Source organism: Rouxiella sp. T17 (assembly GCF_036663475.1).
Lineage (GTDB): Bacteria > Pseudomonadota > Gammaproteobacteria > Enterobacterales > Enterobacteriaceae > Rouxiella.
The window spans coordinates 203,441-221,104 of sequence record NZ_JAWUEA010000037.1; the positions used below are offsets into that span (position 1 = coordinate 203,441).

Consider the following 17,664-nt stretch of genomic DNA (forward strand, 5'->3'; position numbering starts at 1 on the left):
CAAATTTTTGCCGTTAAAAAACCCACATCAGTGGGTTTTTATTAAACGAGGTTATTAAACATTCGTTTGACGCGTACGCAAAGTACCTTCTCGAGCAGCCCTTTCAAAAGAAGCTTTCAACTGTCGCATGGCTTCTGCTTTACGTTCGGCAGTAGTCATTTGCTTAATCGTGGAAATATTTTGTTTTGAGTGCATAACCCATTCCTCCGTCACCTAAGCCCGTGATGATTTCATATCCTATATCATGCTGAGGCTGCTGTAAAACGCGGTCATAAAAGCGTTTTAATTTGTGAGTCTCAGCTACTGCAAAATAAGCTTTGGCTCTATAGGTTTTATAATGCAACGTAATTATGGTTATTAAAGCTTGTGCTAGTCTTGTTGAAAAATTAAAGCTCTTTGAAGATTGCCCTCTAGTAGGTAAGGCGTAAAAATTCCCTTGTTCGAAATTTTCTAAACGGTCGAATTTTACATCATAACAACATGAAGGAATGATAAATCCTACCTCTTCGTTTCTAAACATATGATATTCGGGAGCAGCAATATCGACTTCTGAAAAAATTGCTAAAAAACTGTCGCTGTCTATAAAAAAATCGAAACGATGAGCTAGATATCCGCCATGCGGAAACTCTTGAAATTCCTTTGTCAGATAGTGAGGCATATTTTAATTTTTATATTTTTTGGGGGTGGTCTAAAAAGATAGCACTGTCATTAATTAAAACCTTAAACACAAGGTCAATCAAATCCCAAAATATTTTATAATAGTGTTGTTTGTATTTAAATTAATGCGTTTTTCTTACTAATAAATACTTTACAAGTTTTGTTTTAATTATTAACTAATAAAAGCAACCCGATGTTTTCAGGTAAGAAATATCGGGTTAGAGGGGTTTTTTATTACCATTAACCATTATAAAACGGTTATTACAGCAGATTAATGCCAAAGCGGCGCAGCACGAGGGCATAACCCCAGAAAATAACCACCGTCATCACGCAGGACGCCAACAACGCTGCCCAAAATCCCCAACGTTGGAACATAAGCGGAAAACAGAGAAACATCGGCAGCGTTGGCACCACGTACCAAAAGGTATACCACGCATGGCTGGCAATTTTTTCCTGCGTTTGCCCCTCAATCTTCATCCAAATCAGCACTAAAACGGTAACCATCGGCAAGGCGGCCACTAATCCGCCAAGGCGGTCACTACGTTTCGCCACCTCGGAGACCAGCACCACGATGCCTGCTGTCAGGGCATATTTCACAATTAGCCAGATCATATTGTTCCCATTTTGGACGGTTATTCATTACCCGGTAATGAATTAACGGGTAAAGAAGAGATGGGTAGAGAAGTGACGAGTCTAATTGAAATTTATAGTAAAAGCTCTGCAGATGCAGAGCTTGTTGATTCTATTTATTACACCTTAGAACTGATATGACACGCTGACCGAATAACTGCGCGGCTCGCCGTAAACATAGCTGCTCATGTAAGCGTAATAAGTACGGTCAAATAGATTATCGACGTTCGCCTGTACCGCGACCTGTTTGGTCACTTGATAACGGGCAAACAGGCTAGCCAGTGGATAGCTGCTCTGATAAACGCGCTGGGTGTTGCCATCTGGCGTGCTGACATCTTCAAACACGCGGTTTTGCCAGTTAATGCCGCCGCCAATCGTCAGGTCACGCAGCATCGGCAGCTGATAACGGGTAAACAGCTTGAAAGAGGTCTGCGGCTGATCCGGGTTGTAACGGCCATCCGAATCGCGCGCGACATAACGCGTTGCGCCGAAGGTCATCTGCAGGTTGTCGGTCAGTGCGCCATTCAGCTCAAACTCTGCGCCTTTACTGCGCGCGCCTTTGGTCGCGGTGTAGGCCTGTTCGCTGCTGTTGTTGACGTAAACGCCGTTTTCTTCGGTACCGACATTATTCTGCTCGATGCGGAAGATAGCCATGGTCGCGGTCAGGCGGCCATCGAACCAGGCGGATTTCAGGCCCGTTTCATAGCTTTTTCCGGTAACCGGCGAGAGATAATGACCGGCGCTGTCGCGATAGGTTTGCGGCTGGAAGATGGAGGTATAGCTGGCGTAGGCTGACCAGGTATCGTTGATGTCATACACCAGACCCGCGTAAGGGGTGATGTTGTTTTTCGCCATATCGCCGCTGCTGCCATCGGTGCTGTATTGGGTGTAACGCGCTCCGACAATCAGCGATAACGGATCGGCGAGCGAGAAGCGGGCGGCGCTGTAAACGGATTTCTGGCGCACCACGTCGTTGGCATTTTCATACCAGCCTTGCCATTCCGGTTCGGCGATATTGCCGTTCCAGTTGTTGTTAAAGGTCCCCAACGCACTTGGCGAGATATCATAGTTATCGAGATCGGTCACGCCGTCCTGACTGTCAGTGACATTATGCTGGCGGCTGTAACTCACGCCCATCATCAACTGATGCTGGCGACCCAGCAATTCAAACGGGCCGCTGGCGTAGCCGTCAATCGAGGTCAGTTCACGTTTGCCGCGGTCCATACTGCCGTAACCGTCAGCCCCTTCGCCGGTATCCTGATCCGGGAAATACTGATAGCCGACGTACAGCAATTTGTCGCTGAAGGTGTTTTCGGCGTGAGTGCCATTAAGATGGAAATTCCAGCCATTGGCAAAGTTGTGGTCCAAATCGACATACACTTTGCGCGCGGTGGTGTGGTAGTAGGTCCAGTCGGCGGACGAGTTCAGGCTGCGATTGTAATGGGTGGTTGCGCCGTTGCTATAAAACATCGGCAGGCCGCCCCAGGTCGGATCTTTGGTGTCTGCGTCCTGATAGTCGTAGCCAAGCGATAAGGTGGTGTTATCGGTCAGGTCGGCGTCAATCACGCCGTAAATGAATTTGGTGTTTTTATGGTAGCGATCCAGCCAGCTGTCCTGATCCTGATAGCCCGCAATCACGCGGCCACGCACCGATCCCGATTCGTTTAATGGCGTTGAAACGTCGACCACATAACGCTGCTTGTTCCAGCTGCTGTAGCTTGCACTGATCGTGCCGGTAGCCTCTTTGCTGTCGGCATGCTTGCGCACCATATTAATCGATGCCGCCGGGCTGCCCGCGCCGGTCATCAGGCCGGTTGCGCCGCGCACCACTTCGATACGGTCATAAATCGAGGTATCGGAGGCGGCATCGCCAAAGTTCCATGAGTCGCCTACCGCCGTTGGAATGCCGTCGAAGGTAAAGTTGGTGATTTTAAAGCCGCGTGAATAGTATTCCGAACGTTCGCTATCGACCTGATTACTGGTGATACCGGTGGTGTTATTCAGCACGTCATTAACGGTTTGCAGCTGCTGGTCTTGCATACGCTGCTGGGTGATCACGCTGACAGACTGCGGCACGTCGCGCGGGGTCAGCAGCATTTTGGTGCCGGCACGCGTGGTTTGTACCTGATAATCCTGATTTTGTTGCCCGCTGAGATCGTTGGAAGGCGTGGCATCCACGACAATGGTGTCTGGCGCGCTGTTCGTCGTCGTGGCTGAGGATGTCGTCGTCGTAGCTGACGATGTCGTAGTTGAAGATGTTGCGGTTGTTGCCGCCAAGGCCAGCGCCGGGTTTAAAAGAGCATGCACTGCCACAGCCACTAACGACACCGTGAAGACTTTACGGATGCCCGTCGCGCGTGAGTCAACGCGCGTTTCCCTGCGATTCAAAGACATAAAATTTCCTGTCAGAAATAAACGTGATCTGCTGTCATGCCGCTTCTTTTGTAATCGTTTGCGTTCGCATGGTGTGAGTTAAAAAACCGCGCGACGAGGCATCTAATGTTAAGCAGCATGTTAATTGAGAAGGCCAATGATAATCATTTGCTTTAATAATTCTAAATAAGTTTCATGCAAATATGTAATATTTTGTAATAATTAGGTAGTTCAACGGGATGAGGAGTGATTTTTTGAATAAATGGCAGGATTTATTTGAGGTTATTGAGAATGGAAAAGCAAATCGGCAGGTTTAATAACATCGGGATGAAAACTCATTTGATGGGCGGCTGACACTTTATCTCGCGTCAGCCGCCTGTTTTGCGCCAATCTTTAACGATGATTCATGGTTTTTGACAGGGCCGGGATTTCACCGAGTCCCGCTCCTTTGATTTTCATATCCAATTGAACGTTGCGATGTGAAACGATACTGACGGCGGCGAACAGCGCGGGCAGGGCGAGCACGAAGAAAATAGCCGATTGCCCCGGGAAGGCGCCCATTAACAAGCCGCCCATCGAAGAACTCAGAATCGCCCCAATGCGCCCGATGCCGTGCATCCAGCTGACGCCGGTGGCGCGAATTTCGGTCGGATAGTAGGCGGGAGAGTAGACCTGCAAGCCGTTTTGCGCGCCATTAATGCACATGCCGGTAATGAAGATGATGACGCCCAGCGCCACGCCGCTCAGGCCAAACACGCCCTGAATAATCAAGCAGCCGCAGCCGATGAGATAGACCACGCCGATGACCCATTTGGCGCGCAGTTTGTCCATCATTGCGCCGACGATAATGCCACCCAGCGGACCGCCAAGCTGGAACAGTCCGGCGATAATGGCGGCCTGTTCCAGCGAAATTCCGCCGGAACGCATAATGGTTGGCAACCAGCCGTTAAGCAGATAAATCACGAACAGACCCATAAAATAGGTCAGCCACAGGATGATAGTGCCGCGCGCAAAGCCGTGGCGGAACAGCTCGGCAATGGTGCTATTACGTTTTACGCCGGGCGAAGAGAGAATAAAGGCGTGCTCGGCGTTAAAATTGCCGCCCATCTTGTTAAGAATCGAGGCAATCTGCGCGCGCGGCGCTTTGCGAACAATTAGATTGAGGGCGGACTCCGGCAATAACCAGCCGATAAACGGCAGCAGCAGCAAAGGCAAGGCACCCCCGAAAATCAGCGCGGCGTGCCAGTCGTAATGAGCTAACAGACCGGCGGCGATAAATCCGCCCAGTCCTGAACCGATATTAAAACCGCTAAACATCAGGGTAATCATGATGCCTTTACGACGCTCGGGCATATATTCCGACAGCAGCGTCACGCAGTTTGGCATCACCGCGCCTAATCCGAGACCCGCAATAAAACGCAGCATCGCCATTTGCATCGGCGAGGCGGCAAAGGCGCAGGCAAGGCTGAAGATGGCAAACATCAGCACCGAAAGTAAAATGACTTTTTTACGGCCATAACGGTCGGACATCGGTCCGGCGATCAGCGCGCCGAGCGCCACGCCAAACATTGCGGCTCCCAGAATAGGACCCATCGCGGAACGGCTAATTCCCCAGTGCTCAATCAGAGCGGGCGCGATAAAGCCCATCACGGCGGCGTCATAGCCGTCGCACATGATAATAATCAGGCACAGCACCAAAACACGCCATTGAAAAGGCGAGATGGGCCGCGCATCAATCCATGTTTTCACATTGATCAGGTTGTTTGCTGTCATCGGGTACGCTCTCTATTGTGCCGCCTGCGGCAGCTATCGTTGTGGTGAGAGAAAGAAGTCATCAAGCAACACGTTAAGCGCGGTCGAAGAGAGTGTCTGTCAAAAAAGGCTTTTAGAGGTATGAGTTGGGTTTATATTGTGATGAGTTTAACATTGTTGATAAGGGTATTAACTAGCCCAGCGCGGCTTGTGCGCTGCGCCCTGAGGCCCACCGCGCTGGTTTAGCGTATGAATTTTGTTTAGGGTTGCGGTTGTAGCGTTTCACTGATGCTGCGCAGCAAAGCCTGAGTTGCCGGAGAATGCAGCGCGCCCTGACGAAAGGTAAAACCGATTTCGCGGCGAGTATTGGGCAAATTAAGCTGCAACGGCGCGAGAATTCCGGCGCGCAATTCATATTCCAGCTGATGCGACGACACCGCCGCCACCATATCTGAATTGAGCAGCAGCCCGCGCACGATCGCTAAATCACCCGTTTCCACTACCGGCTGTGGCTCGTTCATGCCTAAGGCCTGAAACGCGCTGTCCAGTAAATGTCGTGCCGGCGTGTTGTCGCGCGGCAAAATCCACTGCGTCTGCGCCAAATCATCGGCGGTGAGCGGGCGTCCGGCCAGCGGATGCTGCGGGCGGGCCAGCAAAATCAGTTCCTCGTCAAACAACACCTGATTGTGAATATCCAACACGGCATCATTTTGACGCAGCGCGCCGAGGATAAAATCGATGTCGCCAGAACGCAGCTCCGTCACTAACGCGCTAAAGGCGCTCTCGTTGGTGACCACTTTTATGCCCGGATAACGCGCCACAAGATGGGTGATCGCCAACGGCAGCAGGGTGCTGCGACACAGCGGCAGTGCGCCAACGTGAACCGTGCCGGTCAGCACGCCCTGTTGCGCCGCCAAATCTTCGGGAATGTGGCGGATTTCATTCAGCGCGCGGCTGATAAATGGCGCGATCTCGCGTCCGGCGGGGGTCGGCATCATCCCTTTTGGCGTACGCTGAAACAGCATGACGCCCGCGCCTCGTTCAAGCACTTTCAATGCCGCGCTGACCGCCGGTTGGCTGATTCCCAGTAAATCCGCCACGCTTTGGGTGTGATGCAGCCGATATAGCGCCAGAAATATTTGCAGCCGCCGAAGGTTGAACAGCCAGATAGGTTCCGCCTCTTCGCGGCCACTGTCGCGCTGTTTTAATTTATTCAACAGCGAAGGGATGATATGCAGCTCTTGAATGGCGCGTTTGGCCCGCGGCAACACGCCTTTGCCAATTTCGGTCAGCATCATGCCGCTCGCGTGACGCTCGAATAAAGGTGTCGCTAAAGTGTGTTCGAGATCACGTATTGATCGGGTGATCGCAGACTGGGTGCGAAATAAATTGTTCGCCGCCTGCGAGACGGTTCCGCGCTCCGCAATCATGCAAAATGCTCTTATCTGCATAATTTTTAAAGGTATTTCTTCTTTTATATTTCTCATTTCAATAACTCGTATTCTGCGGCGTGAATCACAACATAAACAAAAATCATAGCTCACGCAATGAAAGGCATTATCCGCTCACAGTCCGCCGTGGCAGGATAAAAAAAACAGCAAATGCAGGTAAACACGATGGAAACGAATGTAAAAAAAAGTGCCTTGGTTGTCAGTGCCCATTCCGCTGATTTTGTCTGGCGTGCGGGCGGCGCGATTGCGCTGCATGCCTCGCAAGGTTACGACGTGCACGTGGTGTGTCTTTCCTTCGGCGAGCGCGGCGAATCGGCCAAACTGTGGCGCAAAGGCAACATGACAGAAGCGCTGGTGAAGCAGAATCGTCAGTCCGAAGCGGAAGCCGCGGCCGAAATTCTGGGTGCCAGCATTGAATTCTTCGACCTCGGCGATTACCCGCTGCGTGCCGATAAAGAGACGCTGTTCCGCCTCGCCGACGTGTTCCGCAAGGTTCAGCCGCACTTTGTCCTGACCCATTCGGTTCAAGATCCTTATAACTACGACCATCCGCTGGCCGCCAACCTGACGCAGGAAGCGCGCATTATCGCGCAGGCGGAAGGCTATCGTCCGGGCGAAACGATTGTTGGCGCGCCGCCGGTTTACTGCTTTGAGCCGCACCAGCCTGAGCAGTGCAACTGGAAACCCGACGTGCTGCTCGACATTACACCCGTCTGGGACAAGAAATACGCGGCGATCCAGTGCATGCAGGGCCAGGAACACCTGTGGGAATATTACACTCGCGTGGCGCAACAGCGCGGCGTGCAGGCCAAACGCAACGTGGGCATTACCTCCTCGCAGGTGATTAGCCACGGCGAAGGCTATCAAAGCCTGTTCCCGCGCGTGACGGGGGATTTGTCATGAGTCTGGTCAATCAAAAAGGTGTAGTAGTAAAAAATATTCAACGTGCTGACGCCGATTTAGTCGCCCGTTTTGCGCGTTACGGTGTGGCGACCACCCACGAGGCGCAGGGCCGCGGCGGCCTGCTCGACGTGCGTATTCGTCCTATTCAGCAGAATCGTTCCGTGGCGGGCAGTGCCGTAACGGTGCTGGTTTCGCCGGGTGATAACTGGATGTTTCACGTCGCAGTCGAGCAGTGTCAACCGGGCGATATTTTGCTGGTGGCACCGACTTCCGACTGTCACGACGGCTTCTTTGGCGACCTGTTGGCGACCTCATTGCAGGCGCGCGGCGTCGTGGCGTTAGTGGGCGACATTGGGATCCGCGACAGCCAAACCTTGCGTGAGATGAATTTTCCAGTCTGGTCGCGCGCGGTATTTGCTCAGGGCACCATCAAAGCCACGTTGGGATCGGTCAACGTGCCGATCACCTGCGCAGGCCAGCTGGTCAATCCGGGTGATATCGTGATCGCTGACGACGACGGCGTGGTCATTGTGCCGCGTGAGCGCGCAGCCGACGTGGCCGACGCGGCGCAAAAACGTGCCGATGCCGAAGAGGGCAAACGTCTGCGATTGGCGGCGGGTGAACTCGGACTGGATATTTACCAGATGCGTCCACAGCTGGCTGAAAAAGGGCTGCGCTACGTCGATTCTCTCGAGGAGCTGAAAAACAGCCTATGAAACAAACATTTCTGCCATGTGTGCTGATGCGCGGCGGCACATCGAAAGCGGCCTGCTTTATGGCGTCCGATTTACCTGCCGATGCTGCCTTGCGTGATCGTGTATTGCTGGCAGTCATGGGCTCGCCCGACGCGCGACAAATCGACGGCATCGGCGGTGCCGATCCGTTGACCAGTAAAGTCGCCATTATTTCACGCTCATCGCGACCCGACGCAGACGTTGACTACCTATTCGCGCAGGTTAATGTCGACAAGGCGAGCGTCGATTACGGCCAAAATTGCGGCAATATTCTCGCGGCGGTTGGGCCGTTCGCCATAGAAAAAGGGCTGGTGGCGGTGCAGGGCGAGGTCACGCGCGTACGCATTTTTATGGTGAACACCGAGCAAATCGCCGAAGCGCAGATCGCCACGCCCGACGGCGCGGTGGAGTATGAAGGTGACACGCAGATTGACGGCGTGCCGGGTCACGCAGCCGAACAAGTAATTAATTTTCAAGATATTGCGGGTTCCAGCTGTGGCGCATTATTGCCGACCGGCAACGCGCGCGACCGTTTTGATGGCATTGAGGTCACCTGTATCGATAACGGCATGCCGGTGGTGCTGATTCGTGCCGCCGACTTGCAGCGCAGTGGGCTCGAAACGCGTGAACAGCTCGATAACGACGACGAGCTGAAAGCACGGCTGGAATCGATCCGTTTACAGGCCGGACCTTTGATGAATCTCGGCGACGTAGCGCAGCGAACAGTGCCCAAAATGACGCTGATTGCCGCGCCAACTCACGGCGGCGCGTTGACTACGCGGACCTTTATTCCCCATCGTTGTCATGCCTCGATTGGCGTATTGGGCGCCGTCAGCGTGGCGACAGCGTGCCTGATACCCGGTTCGATTACGCAAGATTTGGCGGCGGTCAGCGAGGCTCGCGAACAGCGTTTGGCGGTGGAACATCCGACCGGCGAATTTGGCGTCATGTTAACGCGCGACGCGGCCGGGAATGTCACTAAAAGCGGCCTGATCCGCACTGCGCGCCTGCTGTTTGATGGCCGCGTGGCTATTCCAGGATCGATTTGGGCAGGCAAAGTATAAGGAAGGCGCGATGCGCATTGCAATTGTAGGTTTTGGCGAAGCCGGGCAAATTTATGCTCAGGATTTAGCGGCTGTTGCAGAGGTCGTCGTTTGGGATAAAAAGTTTTTAGCTTCCAATCCAGCGCCTAATGCAGCGTCTGAAGCTGACAATTTGCGTGCGCGCGCCGTGCAGATAGGCGTGCGGCCAGCCCATTCGCTGGCTGAGGCGCTCGATGGCGCGAATCTAGTGTTTTCGCTGGTGACCGCCGCCAGCGCGCTCGAAGTGGCAAAACAGGCCGCGCCGTTGCTTACTCGCGAGCAAATCTTGCTAGATTTCAACTCGGTAGCGCCTGATACCAAACGCAAGGCTGCCGAGTTAGTCGCCAAAGGCGAGGGTGATTATCTTGATATTGCCGTCATGGCGCCCGTGCCGCCAAAACGTTTGGCGACGCCGCTGCTGCTGGGTGGCGAACAGGCCACCGTCGTTGCGCCAGTATTAACAAAGCTCGGATGCAGCGCACAGGCCGCGAGCGAACGTATTGGTGACGTGTCGGCAATAAAAATGTGTCGCAGCGTGATGATAAAGGGATTAGAGGCGTTAACCACCGAATGCCTGAGCGCGGCGCGGCAATACGGCGTTGAAGAAGCGGTGTTAAATTCGCTGCACGCCAGCTTTCCTTCGCTCGGATGGGACGATCGGCTGCCGCATTATTTGATTAGCCGCGTGGCAGAGCATGGCGTTCGTCGCGCAGAAGAGATGGGCGAAGTGGTTAAAACGTTGCAGGACGTGGGCGTGACGGCGTCGATGAGTCAGGCAACGCAGCAGGTGCAGGCCAGATTGCCGGCAAAAATGCAGCTGAAAAGTCTCTCTTACCGCGATTTAACTCCCTTTATCTGGCAGGATGCCGTCGACCGATTAAAATAACGCGGTAATTATTTGTTGTCAGGCATTGTGTGGCAGCAAATAAGCAGAGAGTAATAATTGAAAGCTGATCGCGTAAATAAAAAAGCGGAACATAAATTGAGTTTATGTCCCGCTTTTTTATTAACGGTAGTTATCTCATAAAAGTAAAAGCGGGTCTACTTCATAAATAAAAAGCATGGCGCTAAAACTAAAAATAACTGTCTTTTTAAATAATCGCTAATCATTAAATGTCGCTACTTTTTGCAACAACTCATTAAGCGACGCTGCTCACAAAGTAGGCTGAAAACGCTGTTAATGATCCTGCTAATAAATTAATTCTAGATGACCAAATAATTAATCATTAGCGCCACCTGCAAGGGCGGCGAATTGTATTTTTTGAGCCAACAGTGGGTGAAATATGAAAGCAGGATGGTACAGTGAATTAAGCGGCACTGAGAAAAAGACGTGGTGGGCCTGCCTCGGGGGATTCACTCTCGATTCCATGGACAGCACCATCTATTCCTTAGTGATGCCGATCTTATTAAGTCTGGCAGTTTTGACTAAATCGGAAGCGGGTATTTTAGGCTCGGCCTCGTTAATTGGCAGCGCGCTGGGCGGATGGAGCGCCGGCATGCTCGCCGATCGCTGGGGACGTATTCGGGTCATGCAGCTCACCGTATTATGGGTCGCCTGCTTTACAGCGCTCACGGCACTCTGTGGTGATTTCTGGCAATTTCTGTTTGTGCGTTTCTTGCAGGGCATTGGCTACGGCGGTGAAGTGGTGGTCGGCGGCGTATTGATCAGTGAAGTCATTCGCGCCAGCTATCGTGGCCGCGTGGGGGCTTCGATTCAAAGTGGTTACGCGCTGGGCTACGCCATCTCTTTGGCCGTGCTGCCCGTCTTGCTTAATTTTTTCCCGCAGCAAATCGCCTGGAAGCTGTTTTTCCTGATTGGTATTATTCCGGCTATTCTGGTGTGGTTTATTCGCCGACTGGTTCCTGAATCTCCCGTCTTTCTTAACACCCTCAACGCTAACAACAATAAAAATACAAACTCACCTCAAAATACTAAGACTAATAAAATTACCGAGATATTTAAGCCAAAACATCGGCGTATAACCCTAACCGCGACGTTATTAGCCAGCGGAATATTTGGCGGCGCCTATATTATGATAACCTGGCTGCCTACCTATTTACGCATGGAGTTAGGATTGCCTGTCGTGTCAATGTCGGGCTATTTAGCGATCAATATTATCGGCTCGCTGATTGGACCGTTTCTTTATGGCCGATTGAGCGACAAGTTTGGCCGATGGAAAACAATTATTCTGTTTTTGCTGTGCCAAATGGCGGTAGTCGGCGTTTATATGTTTGCCGATATCAGTTTAAATATCACCCTCGCGCTCGGCTTTTTCCTTGGCGCACTGCAAGGCGGATTAGCGTCGGGATTAACGCCCGCGTTCTCTGAGTTATTCCCAACCTCTATTCGCGGCAGCGGCGCGGGATTTTGTGCCAGTTTCGGGCGTGGCTTCGGCTCGCTTATGCCTGCGTTGGTCGGGATATTTTCTAGTCAGGTGCATCTCGGTTATGCGATGGGCGGTTTGGCGATCACCTCTTATCTCGTGGGTATTATTGCCGCACTTTGCCTGCCAAATGTTACGGGTATCGACTTGACCGAAGTTAATTAACGCCTGTTTTTTCGCCGCTCTCCGGAGCGGCATTTCCTCGCTTTACCATCTGCTATAAAAAATCTCGGTAAACGCCTGCATTTTATTTTAAATATGTCTATTTTTTGAAAGAATCAATATGTTATCGCAGTCACATTATAAACAGAACTCATACCTCTATAAGGTAAACCCGCTGACTGGAACGGCAATAGACGGTTAACCTGTTACTACGCTCCTGACTTAAGCTTTTGTCTTTCAGCTCCTGCTATAAGCAAATGCAATAAGGTTTTTTGTCTACACCGAATGTCTACACCAATAGGAAGACTATTATGACTCATCAACTTCCAGAACCTTGCTACGATATCGCGCATCTGGCCCACGTTGAAATGTACTCCGATAAATTCGAAGAAAGTCTCGATTTTTTCGTTAATGTTTATGGGCTTACCGTTTCGGCGCAGGACGAGAATCACGCTTGGCTGCGTGCCTGGGATGACTACGAGTTTCATACTTTGAAACTTACTCGTCATCACACCACAGGCGTTGGTCACATTGCCTATCGCGCAAGTTCTGAAGCTGCACTGATGCGTCGCGTCGAGGCGATCGAAGCCAGTAAATATGAAGTGATTGGCTGGGTTGATGACGAGCAGGGACATGGCCGCGCGTTCCGTTTTGCCGATCCGTTTGGTCATATTTTCGAGATTTATTACGACACTGTACGCTATCAGGCAGAAGAGGGCGAGCGCCCGTCGCTGAAGAATCTGGCGCAGCGTTATCACGGTCGCGGCGCCTCGCCTCGTCGTCTGGATCACCTGAATTTACTGGCCTCAGACGTGCGTGAATTCAAAAACTTTATGGAAACCTGCCTTGGCTCACGCGTGACCGAGATGATCCAGCTGGATAACGGCCGCATTGGTGGCTGCTGGTTTACCATCAATAATAAAACCTACGATCTGGCCTGTACCGAAGAGCACGGCGGCGGCAATGGGCGTCTGCACCACGTCACCTACGCCACCGACACGCGTGAAGATATTCTTCGCGCGGCCGATATCTTCTTGGAGAATGGCGTTCATATCGAAACTGGCCCGCACAAGCACGCGATTCAGGGCACCTTTTTCCTTTACGTTTGGGAACCGGCGGGCAACCGTGTAGAGCTGGCAAACTCCGGCGCGCGCCTGATTCTGGCACCAGACTGGCAAACCATTGTCTGGACGGAGTCCGAGCGTAAGAAAGGACAAGCATGGGGGTTAAAAACTATTGATAGTTTCCATACGCATGGAACACCACCAGTACAGTTAAAAAATCATTAAAAGTTGGTTTTGTTTTAGATTTGGAATCTAAAGGCAACTTTTTAGATTCTAAATCTTTAAGTTCAAGTTCAAGTTCAAGTTCACGATCAAAAGCATGCGCTTCGCTTACTGCGCGGCGGCGCAGACCGCCCATGGGGTCTTCCAAGGCCAACACCCCCTGGACCCCCACGCCTTTTTTTCCACAGCTGCAACTTGAGGACTACAAAGGGAGATCTTTCCAGTGACCTCAAGTGTGGCGTAGGTCGCGGCGCTTCGCGCTTCCGTCACTTCCCTCAGAAGCCAAAAACGTCTTCTTCACTCCGCTCCGCGCCGTCCTGATCCCGCCAATTACAGCATTTAAAGCAAGGGCGGATACTTTTAAGCGGTCAAGGCCCGATCCTTCAACCTAAAATTTATTGATGGAGGGATCGGTTCTTGACCGCCTAAGAGTTATCGGTTTTTCTTTTTAGCTATTATTGGCGGTATCGGGGCGGCGCTGAATGAAGTGATTTGAGACGTGTTTGGCTCAAATCCGTAATGAAGGGACGGCGAAGCCGCGCGACCTACGCCACGCGCTGTGGTATCTGGAAAGATCTACGAATTTAGTCCTCAAGTTACAACTGTGGAAAAAAAGCGCGGGATTCTCAAGGGTGTTCGCTTAGGAACATCCTTGAGGCGGTCTGCGCCGCCGCGCAGTAAGCGAAGCGCATGCTTTTGAACTTGAACTTGAACTTGAACTTAAAGATTTAAGGTCAAAATCCCTTGACCAATCAACCCTTATTGTTGAAACCGTAAACCATATTACCCCTGAAAATTAAAGGAACTTTATAAAGTTTGCGGAAATCAACAAAATATCTTATTTCTGGTCGACAATCAGGCTAGATGAATAATCCCACACACTTAAGGTGAAATAACTTGGCGAATAAATGATGATTATAAAATTTAAACAAAATAATTATAATTAATCTGCTAATGAATTGATCCGCAGGCTTGAGGGAAATTATAATTTTCTATTTCATCAATAATAGCCTCTATTTCAATGCGCCTTTTAGGCGAGTTTTCTATTGTTTTAGCAATCACCCGATCCTTCATGAAAAAGTCTATCGCCATGTTCATGTCATTGACGACATTTTCAATAGTCACTTTCTGATACGGTGGGCTTTGACTTTGATTTTCCAGCTCATTCTTGAGATACAGAAAAAATCCTTCAGGATTTTCATACAACGCTAGCCCCAGAGCAATCATATCTAATGTCAGTTTCATTTTTCACCCTGTCATTTATTTAAGTAATGTTTAATGGAGTAAAAAATTTAATGAGATAAAGCATTAATAAAATGACGCATTAAGAGCCTGTTATTTTTTCATCTATGATATTTTCTAACGATTAGCTTATTAATGCTTGATACGCCGAAAGAGCCGTCTAAATAATTCCCCTACTCAAGCGTAGTGATAATAATTGTGTATTTTATAGGATTAATACTAAATGCGTCATTTTGCAATAATTTGTTAATTATGAATGCCATCAATCCTCAGGACAATTAAATATAACTGATGAATTAGGTTGGCAGTCAACCACACTTCAAGTGGCTTTAATGTCGAGCATGATGATCATTCAGCCTACGGCCAGGAAGGCGAGCATTACGGTATGGAGGTATACGTGCAGGTGAAATAGGGGCTGATAGGTTCGATGATTATCTGATTGTGTAAATCAGTGATACTTAAGCGCATGTTTTTACTGCCTAAGTATCACTATTTTACTGATTCAATTGGCTATTTGGTTATGCGTCGTCAGGTGTTCCAGCCGCAACCAATTTTAACGCCGTTCTTAATATCTCGTGTTGAGACACGCTTTCGGTCAGCTCCAGCATGACAATCAGCTGCAATAGAATGTCTTTGTTAGTGAGATAACCTCGGGTCAAGACCAATTCTTGTGCAATCGCACCGATGGCCTCGCGAACGCTACTGAAGTGTCGATTGAGATGATGAGGAACTCGATCGAGTTTAATCGTGTTGGCAGCGCTTGAGTCTTGATTCAGCACTGCATCGTTAATCTGTTCTGTTTGAGCAATAAAATCAGGCTCGGAAGACTTAATGGTTCTTTTTCCCACGAAATTGTCCCTCATTCGAAAATTGCACAAGTACGTTATCCGCATCTCGGACAAAGTAGTTTTTATTATTCTGGGCAGTGCCAATGCTGTTTTGTAACGCTGTGATGGTGTGTTCACAGGTGTTTTTTATGATACTGCTCTTTGTATTCAGTGCGGTAAGTTTGAGCTGACTCACTAACCCATCGACAGTAACGGGTTTACCCGCTTGAAGAAGCGTCAAAACGGCATCCCCGATGAGAGTATCATTTAAATTTGAATCGTTTTCGTCAATTTCCATGATAGATGCTCTAAATCGTTGAAAATTTACTATAAGCCACAGACAGCGATGTCAAATTGTTCGAGCTTATGATGAAAGTGGTTTCGGATAATTGTTATGGGTTTTGGATAATTGCTATGACGGGGATCATACATGAAAGTTATACAGAGATCATGAGTTGTATAATTTAAGGTAAGTTTTTTAACCGTTTATGCAGCAGAGGTGCCTTTCAACACCCCATGCTGCTGTTTAATGGCGACGTTCCGATTATTGGCAACCGTCTGAAGTGAAACGTTATGGCGCTTTCTTGTCTACCCAAACGTCTGACAGATTGCCTTCTATTCCGTCGGCGGTGACCGAATCATCATGAACGCGTTGATTACGAATAGTGATAAATTGCGGTGAAATCAGGTCAATGCTCGGCAAATCCTTTTTGACTATTTGCTGGAACTGGCGGAACTCTTCCACCCGTTTCTGCGGATCATTTTCGGTTTGCGCGGCCTCGAGCAGGCGGTCCACTTCTAGATTATGATAATCAGACGCGTTGGAGAACGGCACGCCTTTGCGGAAATTTTTGGACCAGAAAACGCGCTGTACGCCAACGGTAGGATCAAACAAATTACTGTGGCCATTCACCGTGAAAGAAAAATCGCGGTCTGTATAAATTCGTCGCACGAAGGTTGAGAGATCTTGAGAGCGCAAGCTAACCTTGATACCCAGCGGTGACAGCGCCGAACGGATATATTGCGCCGTTTTGTAGATATCTGCGGCGATAGGATTGTAATCCAGCGTCACGCTAAATCGCGTGCCGTCGGCGGCTCTTTTATATCCTGCCTGATCCAGCAGTGTATTAGCGGCTTTGATATCAAAGTCATACGGCGATGGAGACGGGTCGCTATATTCTTTCAGGCCGGGCGCGATAGGCGACGCGGTCACTTGCCCGAGCCCAAAGTAGGCCACCTGTAAAATAATATTGCGATTAATGGCGTGCGCCACCGCCTGCCTGACGCGCAGATCTTTAAAATGCGCATCGTCGAGGTTGAACTGCAACGACGTGACGTTAAACGAGTAGCTGTTACCCACGGTCTCAAAGCCGAGCTTTGGCAACGTTTTCAGGCGGGCAACATCGTTCAATGCCACCGGCGTGCGATAGCCGAGATCGGCATCTCCGGTTTCAAACGCTGCCGAGCGTGCGGCATCATCAGGGATAAACTTGACCACCAGCTGGTCGAGATAGGGTTTGGAATGATCCCAATAATTCGGGTTACGCTTATAAAGGATGTAACTGCCGCGCACCCACTTTTCAAAGATATAGGGCCCAGTACCTATCGGGGCATTGTTGTTTGGATTGGTCAACGCGTTGGTGCCTTCATAGATATGGCGCGGAATAATCGGCGATTCGGCGGCGGCGAAAGCTTTAATCAGATACGGAGCCGGTTTTGACAATACGATCACTGCGGTCAGCGGATCCGGCGTTTCTACCTGGGTGACATTGGCAAAGGTACTGGAACCGCGCGGATGGACCTTTTTGAGCAATTCAATCGAGTAGGCGACGTCGGCCGAGGTGAAATCCTGTCCATCCTGCCATTTCACGTCAGGACGCAGGTGAAAGGTGTAGCGTGTGCCGTCCGGGCTGATTTCCCAACGCGTTGCCAGCTGCGGCTTGGGTTTTAGGTCAAAATCGTAGCTTAGCAGGCCTTCGGTCACTTTTGCGCTGACGCTCAGCGCCGGCGTTGCCACCGTGGTTAATGAAATCAGCGCCGGAGGTTCATAGCTCAGCACGAGATTGAGCGTGCCGCCGTGCTGAGGTTGCACTGTCTCCGCAAAAGCGGCGCTCCCCGACAGGCTGGCCAATAACGTCACGGCACACAGGCTGCGACGAAAAGTAGAAAGCTTCATTTTCA

Annotated in this window: 16 protein-coding genes; 6 read left to right on the plus strand and 10 right to left on the minus strand. The window is 50.4% G+C overall.

The features are described 5' to 3' along the window. Positions 1–163: 163 nt before the first annotated feature. The 5 genes from SC206_RS16230 to SC206_RS16250 form a co-directional block, all read right to left on the minus strand. The gene (locus SC206_RS16230; RefSeq protein WP_332738679.1) at positions 164–658 is read right to left on the minus strand and encodes a hypothetical protein; all 495 of its coding nucleotides are present in this window, start codon (positions 656–658) and stop codon (positions 164–166) included. A gap of 260 nt (positions 659–918) precedes the next feature. After that, the gene (locus tag SC206_RS16235; RefSeq protein WP_332738681.1) at positions 919–1,269 is read right to left on the minus strand and encodes a DUF3147 family protein; all 351 of its coding nucleotides are present in this window, start codon (positions 1,267–1,269) and stop codon (positions 919–921) included. Between the two features lie 144 nt (positions 1,270–1,413). Next, a complete protein-coding gene (fhuE, locus tag SC206_RS16240) occupies positions 1,414–3,681 on the minus strand; it encodes a ferric-rhodotorulic acid/ferric-coprogen receptor FhuE (protein ID WP_332738683.1) in 2,268 nt (755 codons plus the stop codon). A 372-nt stretch (positions 3,682–4,053) separates the two neighbouring features. Then, on the minus strand, positions 4,054–5,433 hold the full coding sequence (locus SC206_RS16245; protein WP_332738685.1) for an MFS transporter: 1,380 nt from the start codon (positions 5,431–5,433) through the stop codon (positions 4,054–4,056). A 239-nt stretch (positions 5,434–5,672) separates the two neighbouring features. Further along, positions 5,673–6,899 (minus strand): LysR family transcriptional regulator, encoded by a 1,227-nt coding sequence (locus SC206_RS16250; protein ID WP_332738687.1) that lies wholly within the window; start codon positions 6,897–6,899, stop codon positions 5,673–5,675. A gap of 114 nt (positions 6,900–7,013) precedes the next feature. Between SC206_RS16250 and galB the strand changes: the two genes are divergently transcribed. The 6 genes from galB to SC206_RS16280 all read left to right on the plus strand — a co-directional run bounded on the left by galB (position 7,014) and on the right by SC206_RS16280 (position 13,417). Further along, on the plus strand, positions 7,014–7,766 hold the full coding sequence (galB, locus tag SC206_RS16255) for a 4-oxalmesaconate hydratase (RefSeq protein ID WP_442976106.1): 753 nt from the start codon (positions 7,014–7,016) through the stop codon (positions 7,764–7,766). Beyond that, positions 7,763–8,482 (plus strand): 4-carboxy-4-hydroxy-2-oxoadipate aldolase/oxaloacetate decarboxylase, encoded by a 720-nt coding sequence (locus SC206_RS16260; RefSeq protein ID WP_332738691.1) that lies wholly within the window; start codon positions 7,763–7,765, stop codon positions 8,480–8,482. The genes galB and SC206_RS16260 overlap by 4 nt, the downstream gene beginning before the upstream one ends. Next, a complete protein-coding gene (locus tag SC206_RS16265; RefSeq protein ID WP_332738692.1) occupies positions 8,479–9,564 on the plus strand; it encodes a 4-oxalomesaconate tautomerase in 1,086 nt (361 codons plus the stop codon). Before SC206_RS16260 ends, SC206_RS16265 begins: the two co-directional genes overlap by 4 nt. Positions 9,565–9,574: 10 nt before the next feature. Continuing rightward, complete coding sequence (locus SC206_RS16270) at positions 9,575–10,468, plus strand: DUF1932 domain-containing protein (protein ID WP_332738693.1); 894 nt, start codon at positions 9,575–9,577, stop codon at positions 10,466–10,468. A 397-nt stretch (positions 10,469–10,865) separates the two neighbouring features. Next, entirely contained in the window at positions 10,866–12,131 is a 1,266-nt protein-coding gene (locus SC206_RS16275) for an MFS transporter (RefSeq protein ID WP_332738694.1), read from the plus strand. 308 nt (positions 12,132–12,439) lie between these two features. Continuing rightward, positions 12,440–13,417 carry a VOC family protein gene (locus tag SC206_RS16280; protein ID WP_332738695.1) on the plus strand — a complete coding sequence of 326 codons (978 nt, stop codon included), beginning with the start codon at positions 12,440–12,442 and terminating at the stop codon, positions 13,415–13,417. Here SC206_RS16280 and SC206_RS16285 read toward each other — a convergent pair. From SC206_RS16285 to SC206_RS16305, 5 genes are all read right to left on the minus strand, one after another. After that, on the minus strand, positions 13,362–13,562 hold the full coding sequence (locus SC206_RS16285) for a hypothetical protein (RefSeq protein ID WP_332738697.1): 201 nt from the start codon (positions 13,560–13,562) through the stop codon (positions 13,362–13,364). The two genes, SC206_RS16280 and SC206_RS16285, sit on opposite strands and share 56 nt — an antisense overlap. Positions 13,563–14,365: 803 nt before the next feature. Further along, complete coding sequence (locus SC206_RS16290; protein ID WP_332738698.1) at positions 14,366–14,659, minus strand: hypothetical protein; 294 nt, start codon at positions 14,657–14,659, stop codon at positions 14,366–14,368. A 515-nt stretch (positions 14,660–15,174) separates the two neighbouring features. Further along, the gene (locus tag SC206_RS16295; protein ID WP_332738700.1) at positions 15,175–15,504 is read right to left on the minus strand and encodes a biofilm development regulator YmgB/AriR family protein; all 330 of its coding nucleotides are present in this window, start codon (positions 15,502–15,504) and stop codon (positions 15,175–15,177) included. Then, positions 15,485–15,781, minus strand: a complete 297-nt coding sequence (locus SC206_RS16300) for a hypothetical protein (protein WP_332738702.1) — start codon at positions 15,779–15,781, stop codon at positions 15,485–15,487. The genes SC206_RS16295 and SC206_RS16300 overlap by 20 nt, the downstream gene beginning before the upstream one ends. Before the next feature lie 273 nt (positions 15,782–16,054). Continuing rightward, on the minus strand, positions 16,055–17,659 hold the full coding sequence (locus SC206_RS16305) for an ABC transporter substrate-binding protein (RefSeq protein WP_332738704.1): 1,605 nt from the start codon (positions 17,657–17,659) through the stop codon (positions 16,055–16,057). Positions 17,660–17,664: the final 5 nt, after the last annotated feature.

What these genes read in the sequence shown, in the direction of transcription:
- SC206_RS16230 (WP_332738679.1), bottom strand. Translation starts at nt 658, where the DNA reads ATGCCTCACTATCTGACAAAGGAATTTCAAGAGTTTCCGCATGGCGGA.
- SC206_RS16235 (WP_332738681.1), bottom strand. Translation starts at nt 1,269, where the DNA reads ATGATCTGGCTAATTGTGAAATATGCCCTGACAGCAGGCATCGTGGTG.
- fhuE (WP_332738683.1), bottom strand. Translation starts at nt 3,681, where the DNA reads ATGTCTTTGAATCGCAGGGAAACGCGCGTTGACTCACGCGCGACGGGC.
- SC206_RS16245 (WP_332738685.1), bottom strand. Translation starts at nt 5,433, where the DNA reads ATGACAGCAAACAACCTGATCAATGTGAAAACATGGATTGATGCGCGG.
- SC206_RS16250 (WP_332738687.1), bottom strand. Translation starts at nt 6,899, where the DNA reads ATGAGAAATATAAAAGAAGAAATACCTTTAAAAATTATGCAGATAAGA.
- galB (WP_442976106.1), top strand. Translation starts at nt 7,014, where the DNA reads ATGCAGGTAAACACGATGGAAACGAATGTAAAAAAAAGTGCCTTGGTT.
- SC206_RS16260 (WP_332738691.1), top strand. Translation starts at nt 7,763, where the DNA reads ATGAGTCTGGTCAATCAAAAAGGTGTAGTAGTAAAAAATATTCAACGT.
- SC206_RS16265 (WP_332738692.1), top strand. Translation starts at nt 8,479, where the DNA reads ATGAAACAAACATTTCTGCCATGTGTGCTGATGCGCGGCGGCACATCG.
- SC206_RS16270 (WP_332738693.1), top strand. Translation starts at nt 9,575, where the DNA reads ATGCGCATTGCAATTGTAGGTTTTGGCGAAGCCGGGCAAATTTATGCT.
- SC206_RS16275 (WP_332738694.1), top strand. Translation starts at nt 10,866, where the DNA reads ATGAAAGCAGGATGGTACAGTGAATTAAGCGGCACTGAGAAAAAGACG.
- SC206_RS16280 (WP_332738695.1), top strand. Translation starts at nt 12,440, where the DNA reads ATGACTCATCAACTTCCAGAACCTTGCTACGATATCGCGCATCTGGCC.
- SC206_RS16290 (WP_332738698.1), bottom strand. Translation starts at nt 14,659, where the DNA reads ATGAAACTGACATTAGATATGATTGCTCTGGGGCTAGCGTTGTATGAA.
- SC206_RS16300 (WP_332738702.1), bottom strand. Translation starts at nt 15,781, where the DNA reads ATGGAAATTGACGAAAACGATTCAAATTTAAATGATACTCTCATCGGG.
- SC206_RS16305 (WP_332738704.1), bottom strand. Translation starts at nt 17,659, where the DNA reads ATGAAGCTTTCTACTTTTCGTCGCAGCCTGTGTGCCGTGACGTTATTG.